Origin of the sequence: Xanthomonas sp. F10 (genome assembly GCF_014206815.1) — a bacterium.
In the GTDB taxonomy this organism is placed as follows: domain Bacteria; phylum Pseudomonadota; class Gammaproteobacteria; order Xanthomonadales; family Xanthomonadaceae; genus Xanthomonas_A; species Xanthomonas_A indica.
Window position 1 is genome coordinate 1,260,771 of the sequence record NZ_JACHNP010000001.1, and the last position, 24,114, is coordinate 1,284,884.

Sequence of the window (24,114 nt, forward strand, 5' to 3'; positions counted from 1 at the left end):
CGGCGCACGGCGCCGGGTGCGGCCGCACCCGGCGCGCCCGCCTGGCCGCGGGCTCTTTTCCCTTCCTTCCCGGCTCTCCCCATCCACGCGCGCGAGCGCGCGCAGGCGGCGTGCGTGCGCGATGGCCACGCGGCGTTCGCCGGTCCCGGTCGGCCACGCCGACAGTGGACAGCGGGTTTGGCATGTGGCTTGCTTCACGTTTCCACAGCACCGGGCGGCGTGTTCCGCACCGGGGACTTCCACCCGTCGCCAGGCAGGTCCCATGTCCATCCCCGTCACCAGTCCGCTGCTGCCGCCCCTGGAGGCGTTCGTCCCGTACCTGGAGCAGATCTGGCGCAGCCGCATCCTGACCAACGGCGGCGACATGCACCGGGCGCTGGAGAAGGCCCTGGCCGAGTACCTGGGGGTGAACCACCTGGCGCTGCTGACCAACGGCACCCTGGCACTGCTGACTGCGCTGCAGGCGCTGCGCATCACCGGCGAGGTCATCACTACGCCGTATTCGTTCGTCGCCACCGCGCATTCGCTGTTGTGGCGCGGCATCAAGCCGGTGTTCGTGGACATCGATCCGCAGACCATGAACCTGGATCCGCTGAAGATCGAAGCAGCGATCACCCCGCACACCACCGCGATCATGCCGGTGCACTGCTATGGCACGCCCTGCGACACCACCGCGATCGAACGCATCGCCGACACCTACAACCTCAAGGTGATCTACGACGCCGCGCATGCTTTCGGGGTCAAGGACGAGGGCGGCTCGATCCTGCGCCACGGCGACCTCAGCGTGCTCAGCTTCCACGCCACCAAGGTGTTCAACACCTTCGAGGGCGGCGCCATCGTCTGCCCGGACGCCAAGACCTACCAGCGCATCAGCCGGCTGAAGAACTTCGGTTTCGTCGACGAGACTACCGTGGTGGCGACCGGCATCAACGGCAAGATGAGCGAGATCAACGCCGCCTTCGGGCTGCTGCAACTGCAGCACATCGACGACGCGCTGACGCAGCGCGGCGCGATCGACGCACAATACCGGCAGCGTCTGGCGCAGGTGCCGGGGATCCGCTGCCTGGCGCCGCGGGAACCGGCGCTGTCCAACTACGCCTCGTTCCCGATCCTGGTCGAGGATGACTTCCCGCTGGCGCGCGACGACCTGCACCGGCTGCTGCGCAGCCACGACATCCTGGTGCGCCGCTATTTCTACCCGCTGATCAGCGATTTTCCGATGTACCGCGGCCTGCCCTCCTCGGCGCCGGCCGGCCTGCCGGTGGCGCGGCAGATGGCCGAACGCGTGCTGTGCCTGCCGATCTTTCCCGGACTGGCGGCCGAGCAGGTGGATGCCATCGTCGACCTGATCGCCGCGGCGGGCGGCGTCATGCCCGCGTCCGATTCCCGTTGCACCCTCGTCCCTCCCTCCTTCGCCCAACCCGTGGAACCCGCAGCATGAGCCAAGAGACGTTTATCGAGAATTTCCTGTCCGCGACCGACTTCCAGAATCCGGTCGAGGTGAACATGGACACGGTGTTGCGCGACCTGCCCGAGTGGGATTCGCTGGCCGCGCTGGGCGTGATCGTGATGTTCGACTCGGAGTACGGCAAGACCATCACCGGCGAGCATCTGGCCGCCGTGGTCACCCTGGGCGACCTCTACAAGCTGACCGAGGCGTAGCATGCCGACCTCCACGCTGCACAACGTACGCTTCGCCGGCATGGCGACCTGCGTACCCAAGCGCGTTGTCTCCAATCTGACCGATTGCCGGCCGCAGATCCGCTCCGAGCGCGAGCGGCTGGTGCGCAACATCGGCATCGAGACCCGACGCATGGCCGCGGAATGGCAGTGCTTTTCCGACCTGGCCTTCGACGCGGCGCAGGTGCTGCTGGAGCGCCTGCAATGGCAGCGCGAGGAGGTCGATGCGCTGATCGTGGTCACCCAGTCGCCGGATTATCCGATCCCGGCCACCGCCATCATCCTGCAGGACCGCCTGGGCCTGTCGCATGCCACCGTGGCCTTCGACGTCAACCTGGGCTGCTCGGCCTATCCGTTCGGCATCAATCTGCTTGGTTCCATGATCGCCGCCGGCGGGGTCAAGAAGGGTTTGCTGCTGGTCGGTGACCGCAGTGCCAACCTGGAGGACCCGATCTTTTCCGACTCCGGCACCGCTACCGCGCTGGAATTCAGTGCCGATGCGGCGCCGATGCATTTTGACCTCAACAGCGACGGCAGCGGCTACCGCGCGATCATCCTGCCGGTGGGCGGCCATCGCGAACCGGTCGGGGTGCAGCACCTGATCCCGTACCGGGCCGACGAGCACGACCGTTGGCACCGCGGCGTGGACCTGCAACTGGACGGCGTGGCAGTGCTGAGCTTCTCCACCCAGCGGGTACCGCCGGCGGTGCAGAAGCTGCTCGACTACAGCGGCGTGTCCAAGGACGAGATCGATTACTTCGTGTTCCACCAGGCCAACCGGATGATCAACGAGACCATCCGCAAGAAGCTCGGCCTGCCCCCGGAAAAGGTGCCCTCCACCCTGCACGATTTCGGCAACACCAGCGGCGCCTCGCTGCCGGTGACCATGACCGCGCGGATCAACAAGGAGCTGGAAGAAGGTCGCAAGCGCGTGCTGCTGTGCGGCTTCGGCATCGGCCTGTCCTGGGGCACCTGCCTGGTCGATATCGACGGCGCGGTGTTCCCCGACCTGATCGAGTCCTGACGATGGCGCCTGCCGCACCCACCGACGCCTTCGGGCTGCAGGGCAAGACCATCCTGGTGACCGGTGCTTCCTCGGGCATCGGCGCCGCTGTCGCGACGCTGTGCGCGCGCCTTGGCGCCACCCTGGTGCTCAACGGACGCGATCGCGCGCGGCTGCAGGCGGTCGCCGACGCGCTGCACGGCGCCGGGCATCGGACCATCGATGGCGACCTGACCGAACCGGCCACCCGCACGCGCCTGCTGGAAGCCGCGGAGCACTACCACGGGCTGGCGTCGTGCGCCGGGATCGCGACCCTGGTGCCGTTCCACATGGCCGCCGAACAGCACCTGCAACAGATGCTGGCGGTGAACTATCTGGCGCCGGTCGCACTTACTCAACAGTTGCTGGCCAAACGTCGCCTGGCCTCGGGTGCCTCGCTGGTCTACGTGTCCGCCCTGACCGCACGGGCAGCGCCGCAGGCCAGCGCCGGCTATGCCGGATCCAAGGCCGCGCTGGAGGCCGCGGTACGCACGCTGGCGCTGGAACAGGCCAAACGTGGCATCCGCGCCAACTGCATCGCGCCTGGCTATGTGCATACGCCAATGCTCGACGCCCTCGGCGCCACGGCGAAAATGGAAAACAAGATCAGCCTGACGCCGCTCGGGCGCATCGATGCCGACGATATCGCCAAGGGCACGGTCTATCTGTTGTCCGCCGCCAGCCGCTGGATCACCCGCAGCACCCTGACCATCGATGGCGGCCTCTCACTGCCTATGCGCCTATGAACATGGAAACCCCGATGTCCCTGTTGGACGAACCCTCCGCGCTGCTGCGTGGGTTGTATGGACTGGACGGCAAGGCCGTGCTGGTGACCGGCGCCTCGAAGGGGATCGGCGAGGCGGTCGCGAAGACCTGCGCCGGCGCGGGTGCGCAACTGATCGTGGCTGGACGCGATCAGGCACGTCTGCAGGCCGTGCTGGACGCCTTGCCTGGCAACGGCCATCGCCTGTTCGCCGGCGACCTGAGCGAGGCAGCCACCGTGCAACGGCTCGCCGCCGAGTGCGGCCCGCTCGATGGCGTCGTGCACAGCGCCGGCATCCGTGGCCTGTCGCCGATGAAGCTGGTCAGCGAACCGTTTCTCAACGAAGTGATGGCGATCAACTACATCGCGCCGACGATGCTCACCCGGCATCTGCTGGCGCGGCAGTCGCTGCGCCCCGGCAGTTCGATCGTGTTCCTGTCTTCCATCGCCGCGCTCACCGGCACCGTCGGCGTGGGCCCCTATGCCGGCTCCAAGGCTGCCTTGATCGGCACCTTGCGCCCGCTGGCACTGGAATTGGTGCGGCGTAACATCCGCGCCAACGCCCTGTGCCCGAGTCTGGTCGAAACGCCGCTGACCAGCGAGGACAAGGCCTGGCTCGAGGAGAACCGCGCGCGTTATCCGCTGGGCATCGGCACGCCCCAGGACGTCGCCCTGGCATGCCTGTATTTCCTGTCGCAGGCGAGCAGCAAGGTGACCGGCCAGGCCTTCAGCATGGATGGCGGCGTGGAGTACGTATGACCGTGCCGCAACATGTCCTGATCGTCGGCGCCGGCGGCTTCGGCCGCGGCGTGGCGGCGATGGCATGCGCCGACGATCCGGACTATGGCCAGGCCTGGGACATCAAGGGCTTCCTGGACAGCCGCAGCGCATTGGCGCCCGGCTTGCGCTGGCCGCTGCTCGGCGACCCGGACACCTACCAGCCGGCGCCCGGCGACCTGTTCGTCTGTGCGCTGGGCGATCCGGCCGCGCGCCGCCGCTACAGCCAGCCGCTGCTGGAACGCGGGGCCGACTTCATGGTGCTGCGCCCTCGCCTGCGCGAAGCCTCGGAGACGCCGATCGGGCGCGGCAGCCTGTTCGAGGTCGGTGTGTCGATCGGCGCAGACAGCCGCATCGGCGAGTTCGTCACCATCCTCGCCACCACCATCATCGGCCACGATGTGGTGATCGGCGATTACGTGCAGATCGGCAACTTCGTGTTCGTCGGCGGCGGCGCGCGCATCGGCCACGACGTGGTCATCCACCCCCACGCCACCGTGCTGCCCGGCATCGCGATCGGCGACGGCGCGGTGATCGGTGCCGGCAGCGTGGTGGTCAAGGACGTCCCGCCCAACGTCACCGTCGCCGGGAATCCGGCGCGGACCATCTTCAGCCGTTGACTCCACACTCAGGACGCCGTTCCGCATGACCCGCCACGCCCTCGATGCCGAGCACTACGTCAGCCCGCACAGCCTGCGCCTGGAACAGCAGCGGCTGTTCGGCACGCTGTGGATCTTCGTCGGCTTCGCCTCCATGGTGCGCGAGCGCAACCAGTTCTTCGCGCGCCAGGTGGCCGGGGTGCCGGTGCTGGTGCAGCGCACCGAGGCCGGCATCCGCGCCTTCCTCAACCAGTGCCCGCACCGGCAGTCGGCGATCCAGATCGAATCGCACGGCAAGCGCCCGCTGGTGTGCCCGTACCACGCCTGGTCCTTCGGCGCCGAGGGCGAACTGCGCGGGCTGCCCAATTCCGGCCTGTACCAGTTCACCGCCGAAGAGAAGGCCGGCATCTGCCTGACCAAACTGCATGTGCAGCAGGTCGGCGAACTGTTGTTCGTGAACATGGCCGCGCAGCCGCTGCCGCTGGAGGAACAGTTCGCGCCGGCGTTCCTAGAGACGTTGCGCATGGCGGCATCGCACGTGGATTCGCAGCTGATCTACAGCTGCCACCGGGTGCGCTACAACTGGAAGCTCAACATGGAGAACGTGAAGGATTACAACCATGTCCCGTTCATCCATCCCAAGACCTTCAATCCGCTGATGACCGCGGCGCCCAAGCCGTCGGCGCATATCGAGCGGCCGGCGGACGTACCCTCGGTAGTGGAGCAACTGCTGCAGGAGGCCGAGTGCCCTCCGCTGCATGCGCTGAGCTTTCCGGCCAAGGCCGAGATCGCGGCACAGGACCAGTGGTACCGGCCGCTGTGCGAGCGCTACGGCGAGGACTCGGCGTTCTACAACTGGTTCCTGTATCCGAACGTGAACTTCTACAGCGTGCGTGGCGACTCCTTCGTGCTGCAACAGTACGATCCGGTCTCGCCGCACGAGACCGACTACCACCTGTGGGTGGCGACTGCGCGGCGCAGGAACGAACGCACCGATTTCACCGCCCTGCTGAGCACGCTGATGCGCATCGAGCACCAGGTGATCGCCGAGGATACGGCGGTGCTGGAACGCCTGCAGGCGGGGCTGGGCGCGCATTCGCGTCCCTTCATGCACGGCGACTACGAGACCGAACTGGTGCGCCAGCACCTGTGGTACCGCGCCAACGTGCTGGAGCAACCGGCATGAACACGCTGGTGTTGATCGGCCAGGGCCACGCGCTGGAGCAGGCGCAGCGCACCGCGCAGGCCTGCGGCCTGGCGCACGTCGGCATCGTCCTGGACGCGCAGGACCGCTACAACTTCGACCTGGGCGCCCTGCGTGCCAGCCATGTGCCTGCCACGACCGACGTGTTCGTCGCCATGGACGAACGCGCGGTCAACCAGTCGCGGCACAAGCTGCTCGCCGACGTGCGCCTGGCCGGCTACGGCAGCATCGACCTGGTCTGGCCGCAGGCGCATGTCGACGCCGGCGTGCGCCTGCTCGGCAACGTGCATGTCGGCCCGGGCTGCAACCTGGCGGCCGGCAGCAGCATCGGCGCCGGCAGCTGGCTGGAACGCCAGGTGATCGTCGAACAGGACGTACGCGTCGGCGCCTGCGTCACCCTCCACGCCGGCGTGCACCTGGGCCGCGGCACCCAGATCGGCCAGGGCAGCACACTGGGGGGCGGCAGCATGACCCGCAGCGGCGCCAGAATCGGCAGACACTGCGAATGGCTGCTGCCCGGCACGCTGCCGGACGTATTGCAGGACCGTTGTTTCTACGATGCCCTGATGCCTGGCGGCGCCCGCATCCTGCGTTGATGCCACTGCCGCGCAACGCGCGCGGCAGCCGCAAGGATCGGATCTCGTGCTGCACCGCACCAGCGGCGTGGCAGCGTTCTGTCTTCCGATTCAGCGTAGAGGAGCTCTCTGCACCCGAAGGCGCAAGCCTGGGATGCATGCACGGTGCACGCATCGCGCGCTCCGCTAGGATCAGGCACCTGCATTGATCGCCGCGCGGCCTGACCGCGCTACCGAGCGGCGCGCAGACCACCCCTGTTTTTCCAGTACCCGCGCGCCTGCGAGGCGTGCCCTTTCGAGTGGACCCATGACCGACCCTCTGGCCGCGCTTCAGCGCGAAGCGGACCTGATCGATGCTTGCATGCGCGCCGGTGGCGCGATGTTCCTCGCCCCCAGTTCCTACCTGGGGAACGTCTTCGCCGCCGCTGCGGCCGCTGCACTACGCGCCAGGGCTCCCGGCATCCAGATCGTCGCAGTGGACGACGTGCTGGATGCGCAAGGCACGCCGGTCGCCGGTTTCGATACCGTACTGCCGACGGCGGCCCTGCGGCGCGATTCGCAACTGACGAAGCTCCCGGCAATCAATTGCGGCTATTCGATCCCGACCTGGCTGCACTTTGCGCAGTTGGTGCAACAGGTCGGCGGCCGCCATGTCGATCTGCCGGAGTTGATGTACGCGCTGGACATGACCCTGATCTACCAGACCGGACCGACGACCCGCGCGCAGACACTGGCACATGCCCAGCGGTTCGACGCCGTGCGCGCTCGCCTCGCCGATGCCCTGAGCGTAGGCACGCTCGATGCGGTGTTGCAGATGGCGCTGAATGGCGATCGACAGCCCTTGCTGGAGGTGCTGTGTCCGGGCGAACAGGAATACTTCTCCGTGTTCTCCGGCAACCCGCATCCGATCCGGATCGGCGCGGACGAGCACTATGTGGACATCGGCGCCTACGACGGCGATACCGTGCGCAAGTTCCGCATCGCCGCCCGCAACCGCTATGCGGCCATCCATGCATTCGAACCGGACCCGGCCAACTATGCCGCCCTGCAGCAGGGATTGGCGGAGGATGGCGGCCGCACCACGCTGTACAACGCGGCGGTCGCCGACAGCGCCGGCACCCTGGCATTCGATGCACAGGGCACCATGGGCAGCCGTCTCGACGGCAGCGGCGCGGCGCGTGTGGACTGCCTGCGCCTGGACGACGCTGTCGAGCGTGCCACCTTGCTGAAGATGGACGTGGAAGGGGCCGAGCCGCTGGTACTTCGCGGCGCCACCGAGCTGATCCGGCGCTGCCGCCCGCGCTTGGCCGTCACCTGCTATCACCACGCGCTCGACCTGCTGGACATCGTCGCCGAACTGGACCGGATCCTGCCTGGCGCCAGGCTGCGCCTGCGCAAGTACTCGCTGTACTTCTACGACACCGTGCTCTACGTGGAATGGGATTGATCGCGGAACGTTCCGCCGTGTCGCGCTTCTTGGGGCCAGCACCCATGCCGCGATAGGCATGCCAGGCCGGCCGTCCCGCCGCACATGGGCATGGTGACCGGTCCGGTGCATCTCTCGCCGCCGCACTGCGATCTGCCGGCCGATCTGCTGCCGAGCCCACGGCATCGCCGCGGCAGTTTCCGCGACGCCCGGCATGGTTGTTGCATCAGCGATGGATCGGGCGCAGTGTGCGCCCCGCTCCTCTTCCGACACGGTCCATCGTTCATGCCCCACCCGCCCCTGGTCAGCGTGGTCATGCCGGCCTACAAGCTACGCTACTTCGAGCAGGCGCTCGACAGCGTACTGGCCCAGACCTATCCGGCGCTGGAACTGGTCATCTGCGACGACAACCCCACCGAGGCGATCGCCGAGGTGGTGGAACGCCGCGCCGCCACGGCCCCGTTCCCGATCCGCTACCACCGCAATCCGGAGCGCTACGGCGAACTCGGCAGCACCGCGCGCGGCATCGCCCTCGCCCAGGGCGAGTACGTCAAGTTCCTGCACGACGACGATGTGCTGGCGCCGGACTGCGTGGCCGCGCTGGTCGCGGCGATGCAGAGCGCGCCGGACGTGCTGCTGGCCTCCTCGCGGCGGCAGCGCATCGACAGCCATGGCGCGCCGCTGGAGGACATCCCCGCGACCGCCTTCCCGTTCGCCGGCGACGTGCTGCTGGACGGGCCGGAACTGCTGTCGTTCCTGGCCGACCACACCATCAACTTCGTCGGCGAGCCCAGTTGCGTGCTGTGCCGGCGCAGCGACCTGCTGGAGATCGGCGACGAACTGATGACGCTGGCCGGCAAGGTGATCAACTGGGTCGGCGACCTGGCGCTGTACGCCAAGCTGCTGCACCGCGGCCACCTGGCGCTGCTGGCGAAGCCGCTGACCCGGTTCCGGGTGTCGGAAGAGCAATACAGCCAGGCCGGCCGCGACCAGCCCGGCATCGGCGACCAGGGCCATGCCAATTTCCGCCAGGGCGTGCGTGCGATGGGTTGGTACCGCGGCGATGGCGATGTCCGCCAGGTCACGGTGACGCCGTTGGGCGGCGGGCCGGGCGTGCCGGTGGACCTGCTGCAGGCGATCCAGGACGCCTACGCGCGCGTCTGCGTGCAAGCTACCCTGCGCGACTGGCAGGCGCGGCGGACGGTGACGCCGGCGCAACGCGACCTGCTCGATGCGCGTCTTGCCGCGCTGGGCGGCGCCCCGCGGCTGGCCGTGCTGGTCGACGCGCGCGGCGCCGACCGCGCCGCGCTGGCGGCGACCCTGGACAGCCTGCTGCTGGACGGCGCGCCGTTCGCGCAGGTGCAGGCGCTGGTGCTGGGCGATGCGCCCCTCGCCGCGTGGCCGGACCCGCGAGTCCGGGGCCTGCCGCCGCTGACGCCCGAGGCCGATGCGGCGGCCTTGCATGCCGCCCTGGACGCCGCGCCGTCTAGCGACTGGTGCCTGCGCGTGGCCGCCGGCAGCCGTTTCTGCAAAGGCGGCCTGCTGCGGCTGCTGCTGGAACTGGCGCAGCAGCCGCAATGCAACGCGCTGTACGCGGACGAGTGGCTGGCCGTGGACGCAGACACCCTGGCGCCACTGCTGCGGCCCGATCCGGACCTGGACCTGCTGCTGGGCAATCCGCTGGCCACCGCCGGCCACTGGGTATTCCGCCGCACCGCGGTGCAGGCGTTGGGCGGCTTCGATCCGGCCTACGACGGCGCCAGCGAGCTCGATCTGATCCTGCGCCTGTTCCTGCGTGACGGTGGCGACGGCATCGCCCACCTGCCCGAGCCGCTGCTGGTCGCCGCGCCGGCCAGCGCCGAGGGCGGCAGCCAGGCGCGCCAGCGTGCGATCGCGGCGCACCTGCAGGCCCGCGGCTATCCGCAGGCCACGGTCGAGCCGCTGCACGGCGGCCTGTTCCGCATCGACTACGGCCACCCCGGGCAGCCGCCGGTCTCGATCGTGCTGCTGGCACAGAACAACCTGCCGGCGCTGCAGCGCGCGGTGGTCAGCCTGCTCGAGCAGACCGCCTACCCGGCCTACGAACTGCTGCTGGTGGACAACGCCAGCCAGGCGCCGGAGATCACCGCGTGGATGCAGGCGGTGGCCGAACTGGGCAACGGCCGCATCCGCGTGTTCGCACTGGAACAGCGGGTCTCCCCGGCCGAGGCGCACAACCTTGCCGCCACCCAGGCGCAGGGCGAATACCTGTTGTTCCTGGACGCCGACAGCGCCGCGGTGCAGGACGGCTGGCTGCACGCGCTGATGAACCACGCGCAGCGGCCGGAGGTCGGCATCGTCGGCGCCAAGGGTGTGTCCGCCGATGGCCGCATCACCCATGCCGGCCTGCTGCCAGGCCTGCTGGCCGGCGCCGGCCACGCCTTCGCCGGCGAAGCGATGGCGCAGCCGGGCTACATGGGCCGGCTGCAGGTGGCGCACCGCTACAGCGCGGTGTCGGCACAGTGCCTGCTGGTGCGGCGGGCGCTGTTCGAGCATCTGTCCGGATTCGACGCGGCCGGCTTCGCCGACGGCGGCGCCGACGTGGACCTGTGCCTGCGTGCCGCGGCGGCCGGCGCCTGGACCGTGTGGACGCCGCAGGCGCTGCTGCTGCAGCCGGCCGCGGCCACGCGCAGCGAGGCGGCCGAAGACGCCCTGCTGCAGCGCTGGCTGCCGGCGCTGGCGCAGGATCCGGCGTATTCGCCCAGCCTGGGCCTGGACCAGCCCGGCGGCTTCCAGCTGACCGAGTCCGAGTTCTCCTGGCAGCCGCTGTCGTGGAAGCCGCTGCCCAGGGTCCTGGCGCATCCTGGCGACACCTTCGGCAGCGGCCAGTACCGGGTGATCCAGCCGTTCCAGGCGCTGGCCGCGACCGCGCAGATCGACGGCCTGTACTACGCGCGCCTGCTCGACCCGGTGGAGCTGCAGCGCATCGGCGCCGACGTGGTGGTGCTGCAACGCCGGGTCGGCGATGCGGAACTGGCGCGGATGGAGCGCATGCGCCGTTTCGGCAATGCCTTCATGGTCTACGAACTGGACGATTACCTGCCCAATCTGCCGCTCAAGAGCGCGCACCGCGAGCAGATGCCCAAGGACGTGCTGCGTTCGCTGCGGCGCGCCGCCACGCTGGTGGACCGGATCACCGTCTCCACCCCGGACCTGGCCGAGGCGCTGGCCGGCCTGCACGGCGACATCCGCGTGGTGCGCAACCGGCTGGAACCGCAGCTGTGGGGTGCGCTGCCGGCACCGGCGGCGTCCGCCGCGACCAAGCCGCGGGTGGGCTGGGCCGGCGGGCTCAGCCACACCGGCGACCTGGAGCTGATCGCCGACGTGGTGCAGGCGCTGGCCGGCGAGGTGCACTGGGTGTTCATGGGCCTGTGCCCGGCGCGGCTGCGCCGGTATGTGCATGAGGTGCACGACGGCGTGGACTTCGCCCGCTATCCGCAGGCGCTGGCCGCGCTGGGGCTGGACCTGGCGCTGGCACCGCTGGAAGACAACCTGTTCAACCGCTGCAAGAGCAACCTGCGCCTGCTCGAGTACGGCGCCTGCGGCTATCCGGTGGTGGCCAGCGACCTGCCGCCCTACCGCGACGGCGCGCTGCCGGTCACCCTGGTCAAGAACCGCTTCCGCGACTGGGTGAACGCGATCCGCGCGCACCTGGCCGACGCCGACGCACGGGCCGCGGCCGGCACCGCCCTGCGCACAGCGGTGCAGCGCGACTGGCTGCTGCAGGGCGACAACCTGGAGGAGTGGCGCGCGGCCTGGCTGCCGGACTGACCCAGCCGCTCCGCAACCCAAGAGCGCCGCGCGGCTTTGACGTCAACCGTGACGCCGCGCACAGCGTCAACCCGCCGACACCTCGCCGCACCGCAGCCCGTGCCGGCCACGCTGCCGGCGCCGGGAACCCGTCGCCGCCGCCTGGCCTTCCCGCCCGCACCGTGTTGGTGAGCCGCGCAGCAGGTGAATGCGGTTTCGGCACACCGCTTGCATTGCATACGGGCAAGCCGTCTCCCGGCAGGGATTTCACCGTATGAGCGACTCCATCAGCTCCATTCTTTCGCAGATCCGCAGCTACCAGGGCCAGGTCGGCCAGGCGGCGCAGACGCGGGTGGGCGATGTCGGCCGCAGCAATGCGATCGAAGGCCTGACCGGCAACCAGGGCGTGCAGGGTCCGAGCTTCACCGAGACCCTGCGCAACGCGATCGGCGGCGTGAACGAAGCCCAGCAGAAGTCCGGCGACCTCGCCAAGGCCTTCGAACTGGGCGACCCCAGCGCGGATCTGGCCAAGGTGATGCTGGCCGCGCAACAGTCCCAGGTGGCGTTTCGCGCTACCGTGGAAGTCCGCAACCGACTCGTCCAGGCGTACCAGGACGTGATGAACATGCCGCTGTAAGGGTAGAAGACGATGGCGCTTGCGATCAGCAAAGAGACGTTCAGCAGCGAAAAGGCAGGTGCCTGGTTCGACCGCCTGCAGAGCCTGCAGATCACCCGTCGCATCGGCCTGATGGCGATGATCGCGGTGGCCGTGGCGGCCGGCCTGTTCGTGTTCTTCTGGTCGCAGAAGCCGGCCTACACCCCGCTGTACACCGGCCTGGACGAGAAAGGCACGGCCGAGGCCACCGACCTGCTGCGCACCGCACAGATCCCGTTCAAGCTCGACCCGGCCACCGGCGCAATCACCGTGCCGGAGGACAAGCTGTACGACGCGCGGCTGAAGCTGGCCGGCTCCGGCCTGACCGACAACGGCAACATGGGCTTCGAGGTGATGGAGAAGGATCCCGGCTTCGGGGTCAGCCAGTTCGTGGAGAACGCGCGCTACCAGCACGCCCTGGAAACCGAACTGGCGCGCACCATCTCCAGCCTGCGCCCGGTGCGCGAGGCGCGGGTGCACCTGGCCATCCCCAAGCCGAGCGCGTTCACCCGTCAGCGCGAGGCCGCCAGCGCCTCGGTGGTGCTGGAACTGCGCGGCGGCACCACCCTGGAACGCAACCAGGTCGATGCGATCGTCAACATGGTCGCCTCCAGCATCCCCGACCTGTCGCCGGACCGCGTCACCGTGGTCGACCAGAGCGGGCGCATGCTGACCATCGCCGACCCCAACAGCGACGCCGCGCTCAATGCCGCCCAGTTCGACCAGGTGCGGCGCCAGGAAAGCGCCTACAACCAGCGCATCCGCGAACTGCTGGAGCCGATGACCGGCCCGGGCCGGGTCAATCCGGAAGTGAACGTGGACATGGACTTCTCGGTGGTCGAGGAAGCGCGCGAGCTGTACAACGGCGACCCGCCGAAGCTGCGCAGCGAGCAGGTCAGCGACAGCAGCACCAGCACCGGCGGCCCGCAGGGCGCGCCCGGCGCGACCAGCAACTCGCCGGGCAGCGCGCCGGGCCAGCCGGGCGCGACCGGCGCCCCGCCCGCCCCGGGCACGGCCGGCACCCAGCAGACCGCCGCCGCGACGCCGACCGAGAGCTCCAAGAGCGCCACCCGCAACTACGAGCTGGACCGCACCCTGCAGCACACCCGGCAGCCGGCCGGCCGCATCAAGCGCGTGTCGGTGGCGGTGCTGGTGGACCACGTGATGCGTCCGGGCGCCAAGGGCAAGATGACCGAGCAGGCGCTCAGCGCCGCCGAGCTGACCCGCATCGAAGGCCTGGTCAAGCAGGCGGTGGGCTTCAACGCCGAACGCGGCGACACCGTCTCGGTGATGAACGCCCCGTTCGTCCGCCAGGCCCCGGAAGCGGACGACAAGCCAGGTTGGTGGGAAGATCCGCGGGTGATGAACGGCGCGCGCCTGTTGCTGGGTGCGGCGGTGGTGCTGGCGCTGCTGTTCGGCGTGCTGCGCCCGGCGCTGCGCCAGATCGCCGGCCCGGCGCCGGCCGCGGCCGTGGGCCACGACCGCGACGGCGACGAGCCGCGCGACGCCAAGCTGTCGATGCTCGACGACGACAACCCGCTGCTGCCGTCGCTGGGCGAGGACACCGCCAGCCTCAGCGGCGGCACCGGCGGCAACCCCGCCATCGCCCTGCCCGACGCGTACGAAGAACGGTTGCGCCAGGCCCGCGAAGCGGTCAAACAGGATTCCAAGCGCGTGGCGCAGGTCGTGAAGGGATGGGTCGCCAGTGAAGCCTGATGCGAACGCAATGAATGGCACCCAGCGTGCCGCCGTGCTGCTGCTGTCGCTCGGCGAGGCCGACGCGGCCGAGGTGCTCAAGCACATGGATCCCAAGGAGGTGCAGAAGATCGGCATCGCCATGGCGACGCTGAGCGGCATCTCGCGCGACCAGGTCGAGAAGGTCATGGAGGAGTTCAACGCCGAGCTGGGCAGCAAGACCTCGCTGGGCGTGGGCGCCGACGACTACATCCGCAACGTGCTGGTGCAGGCGCTGGGCGCCGACAAGGCCGGCAGCCTGATCGACCGCATCCTGCTCGGCCGCAACACCACCGGCCTGGACACCCTGAAGTGGATGGATCCGCGCTCCATCGCCGACCTGGTGCGCAACGAGCATCCGCAGATCATCGCCATCGTGATGGCGCACCTGGACAGCGACCAGGCCGCCGAGGCGCTGAAGCTGCTGCCCGAGCGCACCCGCGCCGACGTGCTGATGCGCATCGCCACCCTCGACGGCATCCCGCCGCACGCGCTCAACGAGCTCAACGAGATCATGGAGCGGCAGTTCTCCGGCAACCAGAACCTGAAGTCGTCCAACGTCGGCGGGGTCAAGGTCGCGGCCAATATCCTCAACTTCCTGGACGGCGGTGCCGACCAGGGCGTGCTCTCGGCGATCAGCAAGATCGACGCCGACCTGGGCAGCCGCATCCAGGACCTGATGTTCGTGTTCGACAACCTGGTGGAGCTGGACGACCGCGCCCTGCAGACCATGCTGCGCGAAGTCAGCGGCGACCGCCTCGGCCTGGCCCTGCGCGGCGCCGACATCAAGGTGCGCGACAAGATCACCAAGAACATGTCCCAGCGCGCCGCCGAGATCCTGCTCGAAGACATGGAAGCGCGCGGTCCGGTGCGCCTGTCCGACGTGGAAGCGGCGCAGAAGGAAATCCTGGCGATCGTGCGGCGCCTGGCCGATGAAGGCGTGATCGCCCTGGGCGGCAGCGGTGCGGAGGCCATGGTATGAACGGCAACGTGGTGCGCTGGCTGGCGCCGGAACTCGATGCCCCGCCCCCGCCGGCGGCGCAGCCGTACGAGGAGGCCCTGCCGGACGAGCCGGTGCTGCGTCCGCCGAGCCTGGAGGAGATCCAGGCGATCGAGGCCGCGGCCCAGCACGAAGGCTTCGAGCGCGGCCACGCCGAGGGCCTGGCCCAGGGCCAGGCCGAGATCCGCCGCCTGACCGCGCAGATCGAAGGCATCCTGGACAATTTCTCGCGGCCGCTGGCGCGGCTGGAGAACGAAGTGGTCGGCGCGCTCGGCGAACTGGCCGTGCGCATCGCCGGCAGCCTGGTCGGCCGCGCCTACCAGGCCGACCCGGTGCTGCTGTCGGAGCTGGTCGCCGAGGCGCTGGACGCGGTCGGCGGCGCGCGCCGCGACGTCGAGGTGCGCCTGCACCCGGACGACATCGCCGCGCTGACCCCGCTGCTGACGATGATGGACCAGGGCATCCGGCTGGTGCCGGACCTGAGCCTGAGCCGCGGCGACCTGCGCGTGCACGCCGAATCGGTGCGCATCGACGGCACCCTCGAAGCGCGCCTGCGCGCGGCCCTGGAAACGGTGATGCGCAAGTCCGGAGCCGGCCTGTGAGCGCCCTGTCCGGCACCCATCCCGGCGACTGGCTGGATGCGCGCAACCTGCGCCTGGCCGGCCGCCTGGGCCGGCTCGACCTGGACGCGGCCGCCGGCCGCGGGCTGATCCGCGAAGGCATCCTGCGCCGCGCGGTCGGCCTGACCCTGGAAGCGGTCGGCTGCGAGGCGCCGATGGGCGCCACCTGCAAGGTCGAGGTCGATGGCGGCTGGGTCGATGCCGAAGTGGTCGGCTTCTCCGGCGACCGCACCTCGCTGATGCCAAGCGCCGAAACCCACGGCCTGCTGCCCAACGCACGGGTGGTGCCGCTGCACCGCCGCGGCGGCGTGGAAGTGGGCGAAGGCCTGCTCGGCCGGGTCATCGATTCGGACGGCGTGCCGCTGGACGGCAAGGGCCCGATCCGTGCCGAAGGCTCGGTGGGCATGGCCGGCGTGTCGATCAACCCGCTGGCGCGCGAACCGATCACCACCCCGCTGGACGTGGGCGTGCGCGCGATCAACGCGCTGCTGCCGATCGGCCGCGGCCAGCGCGTGGGCCTGTTCGCCGGCTCCGGCGTCGGCAAGTCGACCCTGCTGGGCATGATGACCCGCTACACGGCCGCCGATGTGATCGTGGTCGGGCTGATCGGCGAACGCGGCCGCGAAGTGCGCGATTTCGTCGAGACCACCCTGGGCGAGGAAGGCCTGCGCCGCGCGGTGGTCGTCGCCGCCCCGGCCGACCGCCCGCCGCTGGCGCGCCTGCACGGCGCCTACCGTGCCACCGCCATCGCCGAGTGGTTCCGCGACCAGGGCCTGAACGTGCTGCTGCTGATGGACTCGCTGACCCGCTTCGCGCAGGCCCAGCGCGAGATCGGCCTGTCGGTGGGCGAGCCGCCGACCACCCGCGGCTATCCGCCGTCGGTGTTCGCCAAGCTGCCGGCGCTGGTCGAACGCGCCGGCAACGGCGCCAAGGGCCGCGGCTCGATCACCGCCTTCTACACCGTGCTCACCGAAGGCGACGACCCGCAGGACCCGATCGCCGATGCCGCCCGCGCCATCCTCGACGGCCACATCCTGCTGTCGCGGCGCGTCGCCGACAGCGGCCTGTACCCGGCGATCGACGTCGAATCCTCGGTCAGCCGCGTGGTCCAGGACATCGCCGACGAGCCGTGGCGCCTGCGCATCCGTTCGCTGAAGCGGCTGGTGGCCGCGTACTCGGCCAACCGCGACCTGATCACCATCGGCGCCTACCAGCGCGGCAACGATCCGGCCGTGGACGAAGCGCTGGAGCGCTGGCCGGAGATCATGGAATTCCTCGGACAGGACGTCGCCAAAGCCGCAGATCTGCCCCACAGCCAGGCCGCCCTGAAGCGGCTGGTCGACCGCGAGAACTAAGCCATGATGCAATCGCAACGTCTCGATCCCCTGCTCCGCCGCGCCCAGCAGCACGAAGACGAGGTCGCCCGCGATCTCGCCGAGCGCCAGCGCGCCCTGGCCACCCACGAGTCGCGGCTGGAGGAATTGCGCCGTTACGCCGAGGAGTACGCCAACAGCCAGATGGCCGCGACCAGCCTGGCACAGCTGGCCAACCGCCGCGCCTTCCTGGACCGGCTGGAGAGCGCGGTGCAGCAGCAATGCCAGACCGTGGACCGCAACCGCGAGAAGGTGGAGATGGAGCGCAGCCGGCTGCTGCTGGCCAGCCGCGACAAGCAGGTGCTGGAACAGCTGGCGGCCAGCTACCGCGCGCAGGAACGCAAGGTCGACGACCGCCGCAGCCAGCGCGAGATGGACGACCTCGGCGCGCGCCGCGCGCGCCTGGCCGCCACCGCCGACGAACACGAGAACGGAGACGGACGATGAACAACGCGCTTTCCGCGCTGGGCGGCAGCGGCCGCGCCAGCCAGATCGGCGGCGGCAACGACAGCCAGGGTGCGGACCGCACCGGCGGCAGGGACAAGGACTTCGCCAAGCTGCTCGGCGGCGGCGGCTCGGCGCGCACCACCGCGCCCAAGCCGGCGGCCCGCGAGACGGCCAAGCCGGCGCAGGGCGCGGACAAGGACCAGGCGGACAAGCGTCCGGCTGCCGCCGACGACGCCGCCAGCGACCCCGCGCGCACCGCGCAGGCCGGCGACAAGGTCGCCCAGGACACCGAGAAGAGCAGCACCGAGACCAAGGCCTCGGGCAAGGACAAGGGCAAGGCCGAGGACAAGCGCGACGACGCCAAGCCCGACGAGAGCGCCTGGCCGCCGGCCGGGCTGGCCGGGATCGGCCTGGGCCTGTTGCCCGCGATCGGCGCGGCGGTGCTGCCGGCGGCCACGGCGACCCCGCTGGGCGCGGCGGCCGGGCTGGCCGTCGGCGTTGCCGGTGCCGTGGCCAGCGGCGCGGCCGCCCTGCTCGGCGGCAGCGATGCCCTGCCGCAGGCCGCCGCCGGCGCCACCGATCCGAACGCGGCCACGGCCGGCACCGCCGGGACCGCCCCGGCGTCCGCCGCCGGCGGCTTCGGCGCGATGCTGCTGGCGCAGGCCGGCGCGGGCGACAAGGCCGGCGGCGCCGAGACCGCGGCTCCGCTGGCCGCACTGGCCGCCATCGCCGCGGCGGCCGGCGGCAAGAGCGGCGACGGCGGTGATGCCGCACCCGCCGCCGATCCCAGCGCGATCGCGCCGACCGCGGCGGCGACCCCGCTGCACGCCGCGACGCGGCTGGCCGATCCGCAGCCGTTCAGCGGCTCGCCGACGCCGACGCCGAACCTGCACGGCAACCAGTTCGACGAGGAACTGGGCGCGCGCATCAGCTGGCTGGCCGACCAGAAGATCGGCCACGCCCACATCAAGCTCAATCCGGCCGAGCTGGGCCCGGTCGAGGTGCGCCTGCACATGACCGGCGACCAGGTCAACGCCAGCTTCAGCAGCAACCAGGCCGATGTGCGCCAGGCCCTGGAGAACAGCTTGCCGCGCCTGCGCGACATGCTCGGCCAGCACGGCTTCCAGCTCGGCCAGGCCGACGTCGGCCAGCAGCAGCCGCAGCAGCAGCAGGCCAATGCGCAGGGCACGCCGCAGGGCGGCAGCCGCAGCGGCGGCGAGCTCGCCGACGACCTCTCCGGCAGCGTCGGGATTCCGGCGATGGTGCTGCGCCAGCGCGGCCTGCTCGACGCCTACGCCTGATCCTGACGGCGCTGCCGCCACCCCGGACGGCATGATGTCCGCCCTTGGGAACCGCTTCCAGCCCCGACGCGCCGCTTGCGAAACGCGTCGGGGCTGACACCGTCCCTGCCCCGATCCCTTCTCCCGCAACGGTCTCGGCCATCGCCCGCGGCACGCGCGGCGGCACCGTCAAACACCCGGCGCGCCAAGCGCCCGGTTTCGGCACGGCGATTGCATCCTCAGGGGCAGACCCCCCCTCAGGAGCCCGTACTGTGTCAGCCGCCGACAAATCCAAGAAAGACGCCAAGGACGCCCCGGAAGGCGGCAAGTCGAAGAAGATGCTGATCATCGTCGTCGCGGCCGTGCTGGTCCTGGGCGGCGGCGGCGCCGGCGCGTTCTTCTTCCTGAAGAAGCCCGAAGGTGGCGGCCACGCCAAGGCCGAGGAGAAGACCGCCGAGATCCCCAAGCCGGCGCAGTACTTCGCGATGGACCCGGCGTTCGTGGTCAACCTCAATGGCGGCGCCGAAGACGGCCCGCACTACCTGCAGCTGGAAGTGCAGCTGATGACCCGCGACCCGGAAGAGTTGAAGCTGATCACCGAGAACGCCCCGGCGATCCGCGCCAACCTGCTGATGCTGTTCTCGCAGGTGCAGGCGACCGACATCGCCAACATCGACGGGCGCAAGAAGCTGCAGGCCGAGGCGCTGGCCACCGCGCAGAAGCTGATGACCGCCGAGACCGGCAAGAAGTGCGTGGAAGAACTGCTGTTCACCAGCTTCGTCACCCAGTAAGGCGCTGCCGCGATGACCGACCTGCTCTCCCAAGACGAGATCGATGCGCTATTGCATGGCGTCGACGCCGGCGTGGTGGACACCGAGCCGGCGCCGGCCGAGCCGGGCGAAGCGCGCAACTACGACTTCTCCAGCCAGGACCGGATCATCCGTGGGCGCATGCCGACCCTGGAGATGGTCAACGAGCGCTTCGCGCGCCTGTGGCGGATCGGCCTGTTCAACCTGATCCGGCGCTCGGCCGACCTGTCGGTGCGCGGCATCGACCTGATCAAGTTCAACGATTACATGCACTCGCTGTACGTGCCGAGCAACCTGAACCTGATCAAGTTCAAGCCGCTGCGCGGCACCGGCCTGATCGTGTTCGAGCCGACCCTGGTGTTCACCGTGGTCGACAACTTCTTCGGCGGCGACGGCCGCTATCCCACCCGCATCGAGGGCCGCGAGTTCACCCCGACCGAGATGCGGGTCATCCAGCTGATGCTCAAGCAGACCTTCGCCGACTTGGCCGAAGCCTGGGCGCCGGTGATGGAAGTGGAGTTCGAGTACCTCAATTCCGAGGTCAACCCGCACTTCGCCAACATCGTCACCCCGCGCGAGTACGTGGTGGTCAGCCGCTTCCACGTGGAGCTGGAAGGCGGCGGCGGCGAGATCCACGTGACCCTGCCGTATTCGATGCTGGAGCCGATCCGCGAACTGCTCGACGCCGGCATCCAGAGCGACCGCGTGGACCGCGACGAGAGCTGGAACATCATGCTGCGCGAGCAGCTGTTCGGCTCGGAGGTCACCATTTCCAGCGTGCTGGCGCAGAAGCAGATGAGCCTGCGCGAGCTGACCCGGCTGAAGATCGGCGACGTGCTGCCGATCGACCTGCCCAAGCAGGTGCCGCTGTGCGTGGAGAACATCCCGGTGTTCACCGGCGAGTTCGGCATTTCGCACGGCCAGAACGCGGTGAAGATCACCGCCACCCATCCCCCCGGCGCGCTGCGCCGCCGCCCCGCTCTTCAGGAAGACCTGCCATGACCCAGACCGATCCCACCCAGCCGGCGCCGGCCCAGTTCGACAGCCTGCAGCCGGACGCCATGGCCGAGTCCAACGACCTGAACCTGGACGTGATCCTGGACGTGCCGGTGACGCTGTCGCTGGAGGTGGGCCGCAGCCGCATCCCGATCCGCAACCTGCTGCAGCTGAACCAGGGCTCGGTGGTGGAACTGGAGCGCGGTGCCGGCGAGCCGCTGGACGTGTACGTCAACGGCACCCTGATCGCGCATGGCGAGGTGGTGACCATCAACGACCGCTTCGGCGTGCGCCTGACCGACGTGGTCAGCCCCAGCGAGCGCATCCGGAGACTGCGGTGAACCTGCTGCTGGCCGTCGCCGCGCAGACCGCAACGCAGACCGCCAAGCACGGCGCGAGCGTCGGCAACGCGGCGCCGTCGGCGCCCAGCCTGCTCGGCGCGGTGTTCGCGCTGCTGCTGGTGCTGGGGCTGATCCTGGCCATGGCCTGGGTGCTCAAGCGCTTGCCCGGCAGCGGCTTCCGCCCGGCCCAGGGCCTGCGCGTGGTCGCCAGCCTGGCGGTCGGCGCCAAGGAGCGGGTGGTGGTGGTCGAGGTCAACGGCGAACAGCTGCTGCTGGGGGTCTCGCCCGGCGGGGTACGCACCTTGCATCAGTTGCCCGAGCCGCTGCCGCAGGCGCCCGCGCCGACCCTGCCCTCGATCAAGCAGTTCAAGCAGCTTCCCGATTTCGCCCAGCTTCTGGCGCAGAAGCTGCGCAAGGACAAATGACCATGCCGTTTTTCTGGAACCGCAACGCCCGCCGCCTGCGCCTGCTGCTGATCCTGCTGACGCTGAGCCTGCTGCCCGCCTTCGCCTGGGCGCAGGCCAACACGGCGCCGGCCGCGACCCCGACCGCGCAGAACCCGCAGAACGCCGCGCCCACCCTGCCCTCGCTGCCCGAGGTCAACGTCGGCAAGATCGGCGCGCAGCCGGTGAGCCTGCCGCTGCAGACCCTGCTGCTGATGACGGCGATCACCCTGCTGCCGTCGATGCTGCTGGTGCTGACCGCCTTCACCCGCATCACCATCGTGCTGGGCCTGCTGCGGCAGGCACTGGGGACCGGCCAGACCCCGTCCAACCAGGTGCTGATGGGCCTGGCGCTGTTCCTGACCGCGCTGGTGATGATGCCGGTGTGGGAAAAGGCCTGGGGCCAGGGCATGAGCCCTTATCTCAACGGCCAGATCGATTTCCAGACGGCGTGGACGCTGACCACGCAGCCGCTGCGCGCCTTCATGCTGGCGCAGGTGCGCGAGACCGACCTGATGACCTTCGCCGGCATGGCCGGCAACGGCACCTACAGCAGTCCGGACGCGGTGCCGTTCCAGGTGCTGGTGGCCTCGTTCGTCACCAGCGAGCTGAAGACGGCGTTCGAGATCGGCTTTCTGATCTTCATTCCGTTCGTGATCATCGATCTGGTGGTGGCCAGCGTGCTGATGTCGATGGGCATGATGATGATGTCGCCGATGCTGATCTCGGCGCCGTTCAAGATCCTGTTGTTCGTGCTGGTCGATGGCTGGGTGCTGACGGTCGGCACGTTGGCCGCCAGTTTCAACGGGGTCTGAGGCGATGAGTCCGGAACTGGCGTTGACGGAGTTGCGCGGTGGGCTGATCACGGTGTTGTGGGTGGCCGGGCCGTTGTTGCTGGCGATGTTGGCGGTGGGTGTGGTGATCGGTGTGTTCCAGGCGGCCACGCAGCTGAATGAGCCGACGATTGCGTTCATCGCGAAGGTGGTGGCGTTGACGGCGATGTTGTTTGCGACGGGGAGTATGTTGCTGGCGCATCTGGTGGAGTACACGACGATGCTGTTTCAGCGTATTCCGCATTTGATTGGGTAGCGGGGATGGCTGCTCTTCGCGTCCTGCTTGTTGCTGGGAAACCTTTCCCTGTTGAAGAGCAAAGGCTTTCGCCTGGCGGCGAGTCACTTTTCTTTGCTTGTGCAAAGAAAAGTAACCAAAAGAAAGCACACCCCGCCGCAGCGCCCGCTACGCGGGTCCGCTCCGCTGACGGGATTTTCGGACGGGGCATCCTGCCCCGGCCGAAAACGGCGCACGTCCTTGTGCGCCGCCCCCCTGCGGGGGGTTTTGCCCGCCAGCTCCGCCGCTGCGGAGGGGACCCGGTGGATCAAGAGCGAAACAACAGCAACCGCAACCGCAAAAGCGGCAGCTGCGGCTATCGCGGCTTTGGCTTTGGCGTCGTTGCCGGTCGTGCGGTGTCCGTGGTTGGTCGGAGGTTGGCCGGAGTGCCGTTGGTAACCGGGTGTTGGCTTCGAGCTGGCGCTGCGGGTCGTTCTTTTGTTGCGGTTTCCGGGGTCTTAGGCTGATGGATGCCGCCACGCAAATGGTCGTCGATGGGTCGCGGGCGTTCGCGATGATCGGGGCGGTGCTGTGGACGATGCTGCGGATCGGCGCGATGTTCACGGTGATGCCGTTGGTGGGAACCAAGGCGGTGCCGGGACGGGTGCGGGTGATCCTGTCGGGGACGCTGGCCATCGCGCTGGCGCCAATGCTGCCGCCGGTGCCGGACTGGGATGGGTTCAATGCGGCGGTGGTGCTGAGCGTGGCGCGGGAGCTGGCGGTGGGGGCCAGCATGGGCTTCATGCTGCGGTTGATCTTCGAGGCCGGGGCGATGGCCGGGGAACTGGTCTCGCAGAGTACCGGCCTGGGCTTCGCGCAGATGGCCGATCCGCTGCGCGGGGTCAATTCCGGGGTGCTCGGCCAGTGGTTCTACCTGGCCTTCGGGCTGATGTTCTTCACCGCCAACGGGCATCTGGCGGTGGTCTCGCTGCTGGTGGACAGCTACAAGGCGCTGCCGATCGGCACCGCGCTGCCCGATGCGCAGGCGATGGCCTCGGTGGCGCCGAACTTCTTCATGAGCATGATGCGCGGTGCGGTCACGCTGGCGCTGCCGGTGATGGTGGCGATGATGGCGGTGAACCTGGCCTTCGGTGCGCTGGCCAAGGCGGCGCCGTCGCTGAATCCGATCCAGCTCGGCCTGCCGGTGGCGGTGGTGCTGGGCCTGGCGCTGCTGGCGCTGCTGGTCGGCGAGATGGGGCCGCCGGTGCAGCGCCTGTTCGACAGCGCCTTCGACGCGGCGCGCGCGCTCACCGCCTAGGGCGTGTCGTCCATCCCCGAGCATGTCGCGCCGGGGAATGGATGACACGCCCTGGCACTCAAGCTGCGCCGGGACCCGGCCGATACCGGCAGAAGGCGAGCAGTGTGACGTCAGGATGAGCGGCGGCAAGGCCGGCTGTCCTTACACTGCCGATCGCCGCCGTCCGCCCTTCCTCCTCCGCCCGCGCACGCCATGC

At 69.6% G+C, this 24,114-nt stretch carries 24 protein-coding genes; all 24 read left to right on the plus strand.

The window, feature by feature from the left end:
* Positions 1 to 262 precede the first annotated feature (262 nt).
* The 24 genes from FHR56_RS05630 to fliR all read left to right on the plus strand — a co-directional run bounded on the left by FHR56_RS05630 (position 263) and on the right by fliR (position 23,918).
* Positions 263 to 1,441, plus strand: a complete 1,179-nt coding sequence (locus FHR56_RS05630; RefSeq protein ID WP_160947178.1) for a DegT/DnrJ/EryC1/StrS family aminotransferase — start codon at positions 263 to 265, stop codon at positions 1,439 to 1,441.
* Positions 1,438 to 1,662 (plus strand): acyl carrier protein, encoded by a 225-nt coding sequence (locus tag FHR56_RS05635; RefSeq protein ID WP_160947177.1) that lies wholly within the window; start codon positions 1,438 to 1,440, stop codon positions 1,660 to 1,662. Before FHR56_RS05630 ends, FHR56_RS05635 begins: the two co-directional genes overlap by 4 nt.
* 1 nt (position 1,663) lies before the next feature.
* Complete coding sequence (locus FHR56_RS05640; RefSeq protein ID WP_160947176.1) at positions 1,664 to 2,704, plus strand: ketoacyl-ACP synthase III; 1,041 nt, start codon at positions 1,664 to 1,666, stop codon at positions 2,702 to 2,704.
* Positions 2,705 to 2,706: 2 nt separating this feature from the next.
* Positions 2,707 to 3,468 carry an SDR family oxidoreductase gene (locus FHR56_RS05645; protein WP_160947175.1) on the plus strand — a complete coding sequence of 254 codons (762 nt, stop codon included), beginning with the start codon at positions 2,707 to 2,709 and terminating at the stop codon, positions 3,466 to 3,468.
* A gap of 14 nt (positions 3,469 to 3,482) precedes the next feature.
* Positions 3,483 to 4,244, plus strand: coding sequence for an SDR family oxidoreductase (locus FHR56_RS05650; RefSeq protein WP_160947174.1), 762 nt, complete (start codon positions 3,483 to 3,485; stop codon positions 4,242 to 4,244).
* On the plus strand, positions 4,241 to 4,882 hold the full coding sequence (locus FHR56_RS05655) for a NeuD/PglB/VioB family sugar acetyltransferase (RefSeq protein WP_160947173.1): 642 nt from the start codon (positions 4,241 to 4,243) through the stop codon (positions 4,880 to 4,882). Before FHR56_RS05650 ends, FHR56_RS05655 begins: the two co-directional genes overlap by 4 nt.
* Positions 4,883 to 4,907: 25 nt before the next feature.
* Positions 4,908 to 6,047 (plus strand): aromatic ring-hydroxylating dioxygenase subunit alpha, encoded by a 1,140-nt coding sequence (locus FHR56_RS05660; protein WP_160947172.1) that lies wholly within the window; start codon positions 4,908 to 4,910, stop codon positions 6,045 to 6,047.
* A complete protein-coding gene (locus tag FHR56_RS05665; protein WP_160947171.1) occupies positions 6,044 to 6,661 on the plus strand; it encodes an acetyltransferase in 618 nt (205 codons plus the stop codon). Before FHR56_RS05660 ends, FHR56_RS05665 begins: the two co-directional genes overlap by 4 nt.
* Before the next feature lie 184 nt (positions 6,662 to 6,845).
* Positions 6,846 to 8,087 carry an FkbM family methyltransferase gene (locus tag FHR56_RS05670; RefSeq protein WP_237473152.1) on the plus strand — a complete coding sequence of 414 codons (1,242 nt, stop codon included), beginning with the start codon at positions 6,846 to 6,848 and terminating at the stop codon, positions 8,085 to 8,087.
* Positions 8,088 to 8,351: 264 nt separating this feature from the next.
* Positions 8,352 to 11,876 (plus strand): glycosyltransferase, encoded by a 3,525-nt coding sequence (locus FHR56_RS05675; RefSeq protein WP_160947170.1) that lies wholly within the window; start codon positions 8,352 to 8,354, stop codon positions 11,874 to 11,876.
* A 253-nt stretch (positions 11,877 to 12,129) separates the two neighbouring features.
* On the plus strand, positions 12,130 to 12,492 hold the full coding sequence (gene fliE, locus FHR56_RS05680; RefSeq protein ID WP_019797186.1) for a flagellar hook-basal body complex protein FliE: 363 nt from the start codon (positions 12,130 to 12,132) through the stop codon (positions 12,490 to 12,492).
* A gap of 12 nt (positions 12,493 to 12,504) precedes the next feature.
* On the plus strand, positions 12,505 to 14,226 hold the full coding sequence (gene fliF, locus FHR56_RS05685) for a flagellar basal-body MS-ring/collar protein FliF (protein WP_160947169.1): 1,722 nt from the start codon (positions 12,505 to 12,507) through the stop codon (positions 14,224 to 14,226).
* Positions 14,227 to 14,236: 10 nt separating this feature from the next.
* On the plus strand, positions 14,237 to 15,226 hold the full coding sequence (gene fliG / locus FHR56_RS05690; RefSeq protein ID WP_019797080.1) for a flagellar motor switch protein FliG: 990 nt from the start codon (positions 14,237 to 14,239) through the stop codon (positions 15,224 to 15,226).
* Positions 15,223 to 15,846, plus strand: a complete 624-nt coding sequence (locus tag FHR56_RS05695; RefSeq protein WP_160947168.1) for a FliH/SctL family protein — start codon at positions 15,223 to 15,225, stop codon at positions 15,844 to 15,846. The genes fliG and FHR56_RS05695 overlap by 4 nt, the downstream gene beginning before the upstream one ends.
* Entirely contained in the window at positions 15,843 to 17,219 is a 1,377-nt protein-coding gene (locus FHR56_RS05700; RefSeq protein ID WP_184502432.1) for a FliI/YscN family ATPase, read from the plus strand. Before FHR56_RS05695 ends, FHR56_RS05700 begins: the two co-directional genes overlap by 4 nt.
* 3 nt (positions 17,220 to 17,222) lie before the next feature.
* On the plus strand, positions 17,223 to 17,684 hold the full coding sequence (gene fliJ, locus FHR56_RS05705) for a flagellar export protein FliJ (RefSeq protein WP_160947166.1): 462 nt from the start codon (positions 17,223 to 17,225) through the stop codon (positions 17,682 to 17,684).
* The gene (locus FHR56_RS05710; RefSeq protein ID WP_160947165.1) at positions 17,681 to 18,985 is read left to right on the plus strand and encodes a flagellar hook-length control protein FliK; all 1,305 of its coding nucleotides are present in this window, start codon (positions 17,681 to 17,683) and stop codon (positions 18,983 to 18,985) included. Before fliJ ends, FHR56_RS05710 begins: the two co-directional genes overlap by 4 nt.
* 251 nt (positions 18,986 to 19,236) lie before the next feature.
* Positions 19,237 to 19,755: a flagellar basal body-associated FliL family protein gene (locus FHR56_RS05715; RefSeq protein ID WP_019796143.1), complete on the plus strand. Its 519-nt coding sequence runs from the start codon at positions 19,237 to 19,239 to the stop codon at positions 19,753 to 19,755.
* Positions 19,756 to 19,767: 12 nt separating this feature from the next.
* Positions 19,768 to 20,775 carry a flagellar motor switch protein FliM gene (gene fliM, locus FHR56_RS05720; protein ID WP_019796142.1) on the plus strand — a complete coding sequence of 336 codons (1,008 nt, stop codon included), beginning with the start codon at positions 19,768 to 19,770 and terminating at the stop codon, positions 20,773 to 20,775.
* Between the two features lie 59 nt (positions 20,776 to 20,834).
* Complete coding sequence (gene fliN, locus FHR56_RS05725) at positions 20,835 to 21,110, plus strand: flagellar motor switch protein FliN (protein ID WP_223875781.1); 276 nt, start codon at positions 20,835 to 20,837, stop codon at positions 21,108 to 21,110.
* Positions 21,111 to 21,118: 8 nt separating this feature from the next.
* Positions 21,119 to 21,535, plus strand: coding sequence for a flagellar biosynthetic protein FliO (gene fliO / locus FHR56_RS05730; RefSeq protein ID WP_184502590.1), 417 nt, complete (start codon positions 21,119 to 21,121; stop codon positions 21,533 to 21,535).
* A gap of 2 nt (positions 21,536 to 21,537) precedes the next feature.
* Positions 21,538 to 22,368 (plus strand): flagellar type III secretion system pore protein FliP, encoded by an 831-nt coding sequence (gene fliP, locus FHR56_RS05735; protein WP_160947163.1) that lies wholly within the window; start codon positions 21,538 to 21,540, stop codon positions 22,366 to 22,368.
* 4 nt (positions 22,369 to 22,372) lie between these two features.
* A complete protein-coding gene (locus tag FHR56_RS05740; protein ID WP_010343869.1) occupies positions 22,373 to 22,642 on the plus strand; it encodes a flagellar biosynthetic protein FliQ in 270 nt (89 codons plus the stop codon).
* 484 nt (positions 22,643 to 23,126) lie between these two features.
* Positions 23,127 to 23,918 (plus strand): flagellar biosynthetic protein FliR, encoded by a 792-nt coding sequence (gene fliR, locus FHR56_RS05745; protein WP_160947162.1) that lies wholly within the window; start codon positions 23,127 to 23,129, stop codon positions 23,916 to 23,918.
* Positions 23,919 to 24,114 lie beyond the last annotated feature (196 nt).

Bases quoted from the DNA above. Each gene is read 5' to 3' on its own strand.
- FHR56_RS05630 (WP_160947178.1), top strand. From the start codon at position 263: ATGTCCATCCCCGTCACCAGTCCGCTGCTGCCGCCCCTGGAGGCGTTC.
- FHR56_RS05635 (WP_160947177.1), top strand. From the start codon at position 1,438: ATGAGCCAAGAGACGTTTATCGAGAATTTCCTGTCCGCGACCGACTTC.
- FHR56_RS05640 (WP_160947176.1), top strand. From the start codon at position 1,664: ATGCCGACCTCCACGCTGCACAACGTACGCTTCGCCGGCATGGCGACC.
- FHR56_RS05645 (WP_160947175.1), top strand. From the start codon at position 2,707: ATGGCGCCTGCCGCACCCACCGACGCCTTCGGGCTGCAGGGCAAGACC.
- FHR56_RS05650 (WP_160947174.1), top strand. From the start codon at position 3,483: ATGTCCCTGTTGGACGAACCCTCCGCGCTGCTGCGTGGGTTGTATGGA.
- FHR56_RS05655 (WP_160947173.1), top strand. From the start codon at position 4,241: ATGACCGTGCCGCAACATGTCCTGATCGTCGGCGCCGGCGGCTTCGGC.
- FHR56_RS05660 (WP_160947172.1), top strand. From the start codon at position 4,908: ATGACCCGCCACGCCCTCGATGCCGAGCACTACGTCAGCCCGCACAGC.
- FHR56_RS05665 (WP_160947171.1), top strand. From the start codon at position 6,044: ATGAACACGCTGGTGTTGATCGGCCAGGGCCACGCGCTGGAGCAGGCG.
- FHR56_RS05675 (WP_160947170.1), top strand. From the start codon at position 8,352: ATGCCCCACCCGCCCCTGGTCAGCGTGGTCATGCCGGCCTACAAGCTA.
- fliE (WP_019797186.1), top strand. From the start codon at position 12,130: ATGAGCGACTCCATCAGCTCCATTCTTTCGCAGATCCGCAGCTACCAG.
- fliF (WP_160947169.1), top strand. From the start codon at position 12,505: ATGGCGCTTGCGATCAGCAAAGAGACGTTCAGCAGCGAAAAGGCAGGT.
- fliG (WP_019797080.1), top strand. From the start codon at position 14,237: ATGAATGGCACCCAGCGTGCCGCCGTGCTGCTGCTGTCGCTCGGCGAG.
- FHR56_RS05695 (WP_160947168.1), top strand. From the start codon at position 15,223: ATGAACGGCAACGTGGTGCGCTGGCTGGCGCCGGAACTCGATGCCCCG.
- fliJ (WP_160947166.1), top strand. From the start codon at position 17,223: ATGATGCAATCGCAACGTCTCGATCCCCTGCTCCGCCGCGCCCAGCAG.
- FHR56_RS05710 (WP_160947165.1), top strand. From the start codon at position 17,681: ATGAACAACGCGCTTTCCGCGCTGGGCGGCAGCGGCCGCGCCAGCCAG.
- fliM (WP_019796142.1), top strand. From the start codon at position 19,768: ATGACCGACCTGCTCTCCCAAGACGAGATCGATGCGCTATTGCATGGC.
- fliN (WP_223875781.1), top strand. From the start codon at position 20,835: ATGGCCGAGTCCAACGACCTGAACCTGGACGTGATCCTGGACGTGCCG.
- fliP (WP_160947163.1), top strand. From the start codon at position 21,538: ATGCCGTTTTTCTGGAACCGCAACGCCCGCCGCCTGCGCCTGCTGCTG.
- FHR56_RS05740 (WP_010343869.1), top strand. From the start codon at position 22,373: ATGAGTCCGGAACTGGCGTTGACGGAGTTGCGCGGTGGGCTGATCACG.
- fliR (WP_160947162.1), top strand. From the start codon at position 23,127: ATGGATGCCGCCACGCAAATGGTCGTCGATGGGTCGCGGGCGTTCGCG.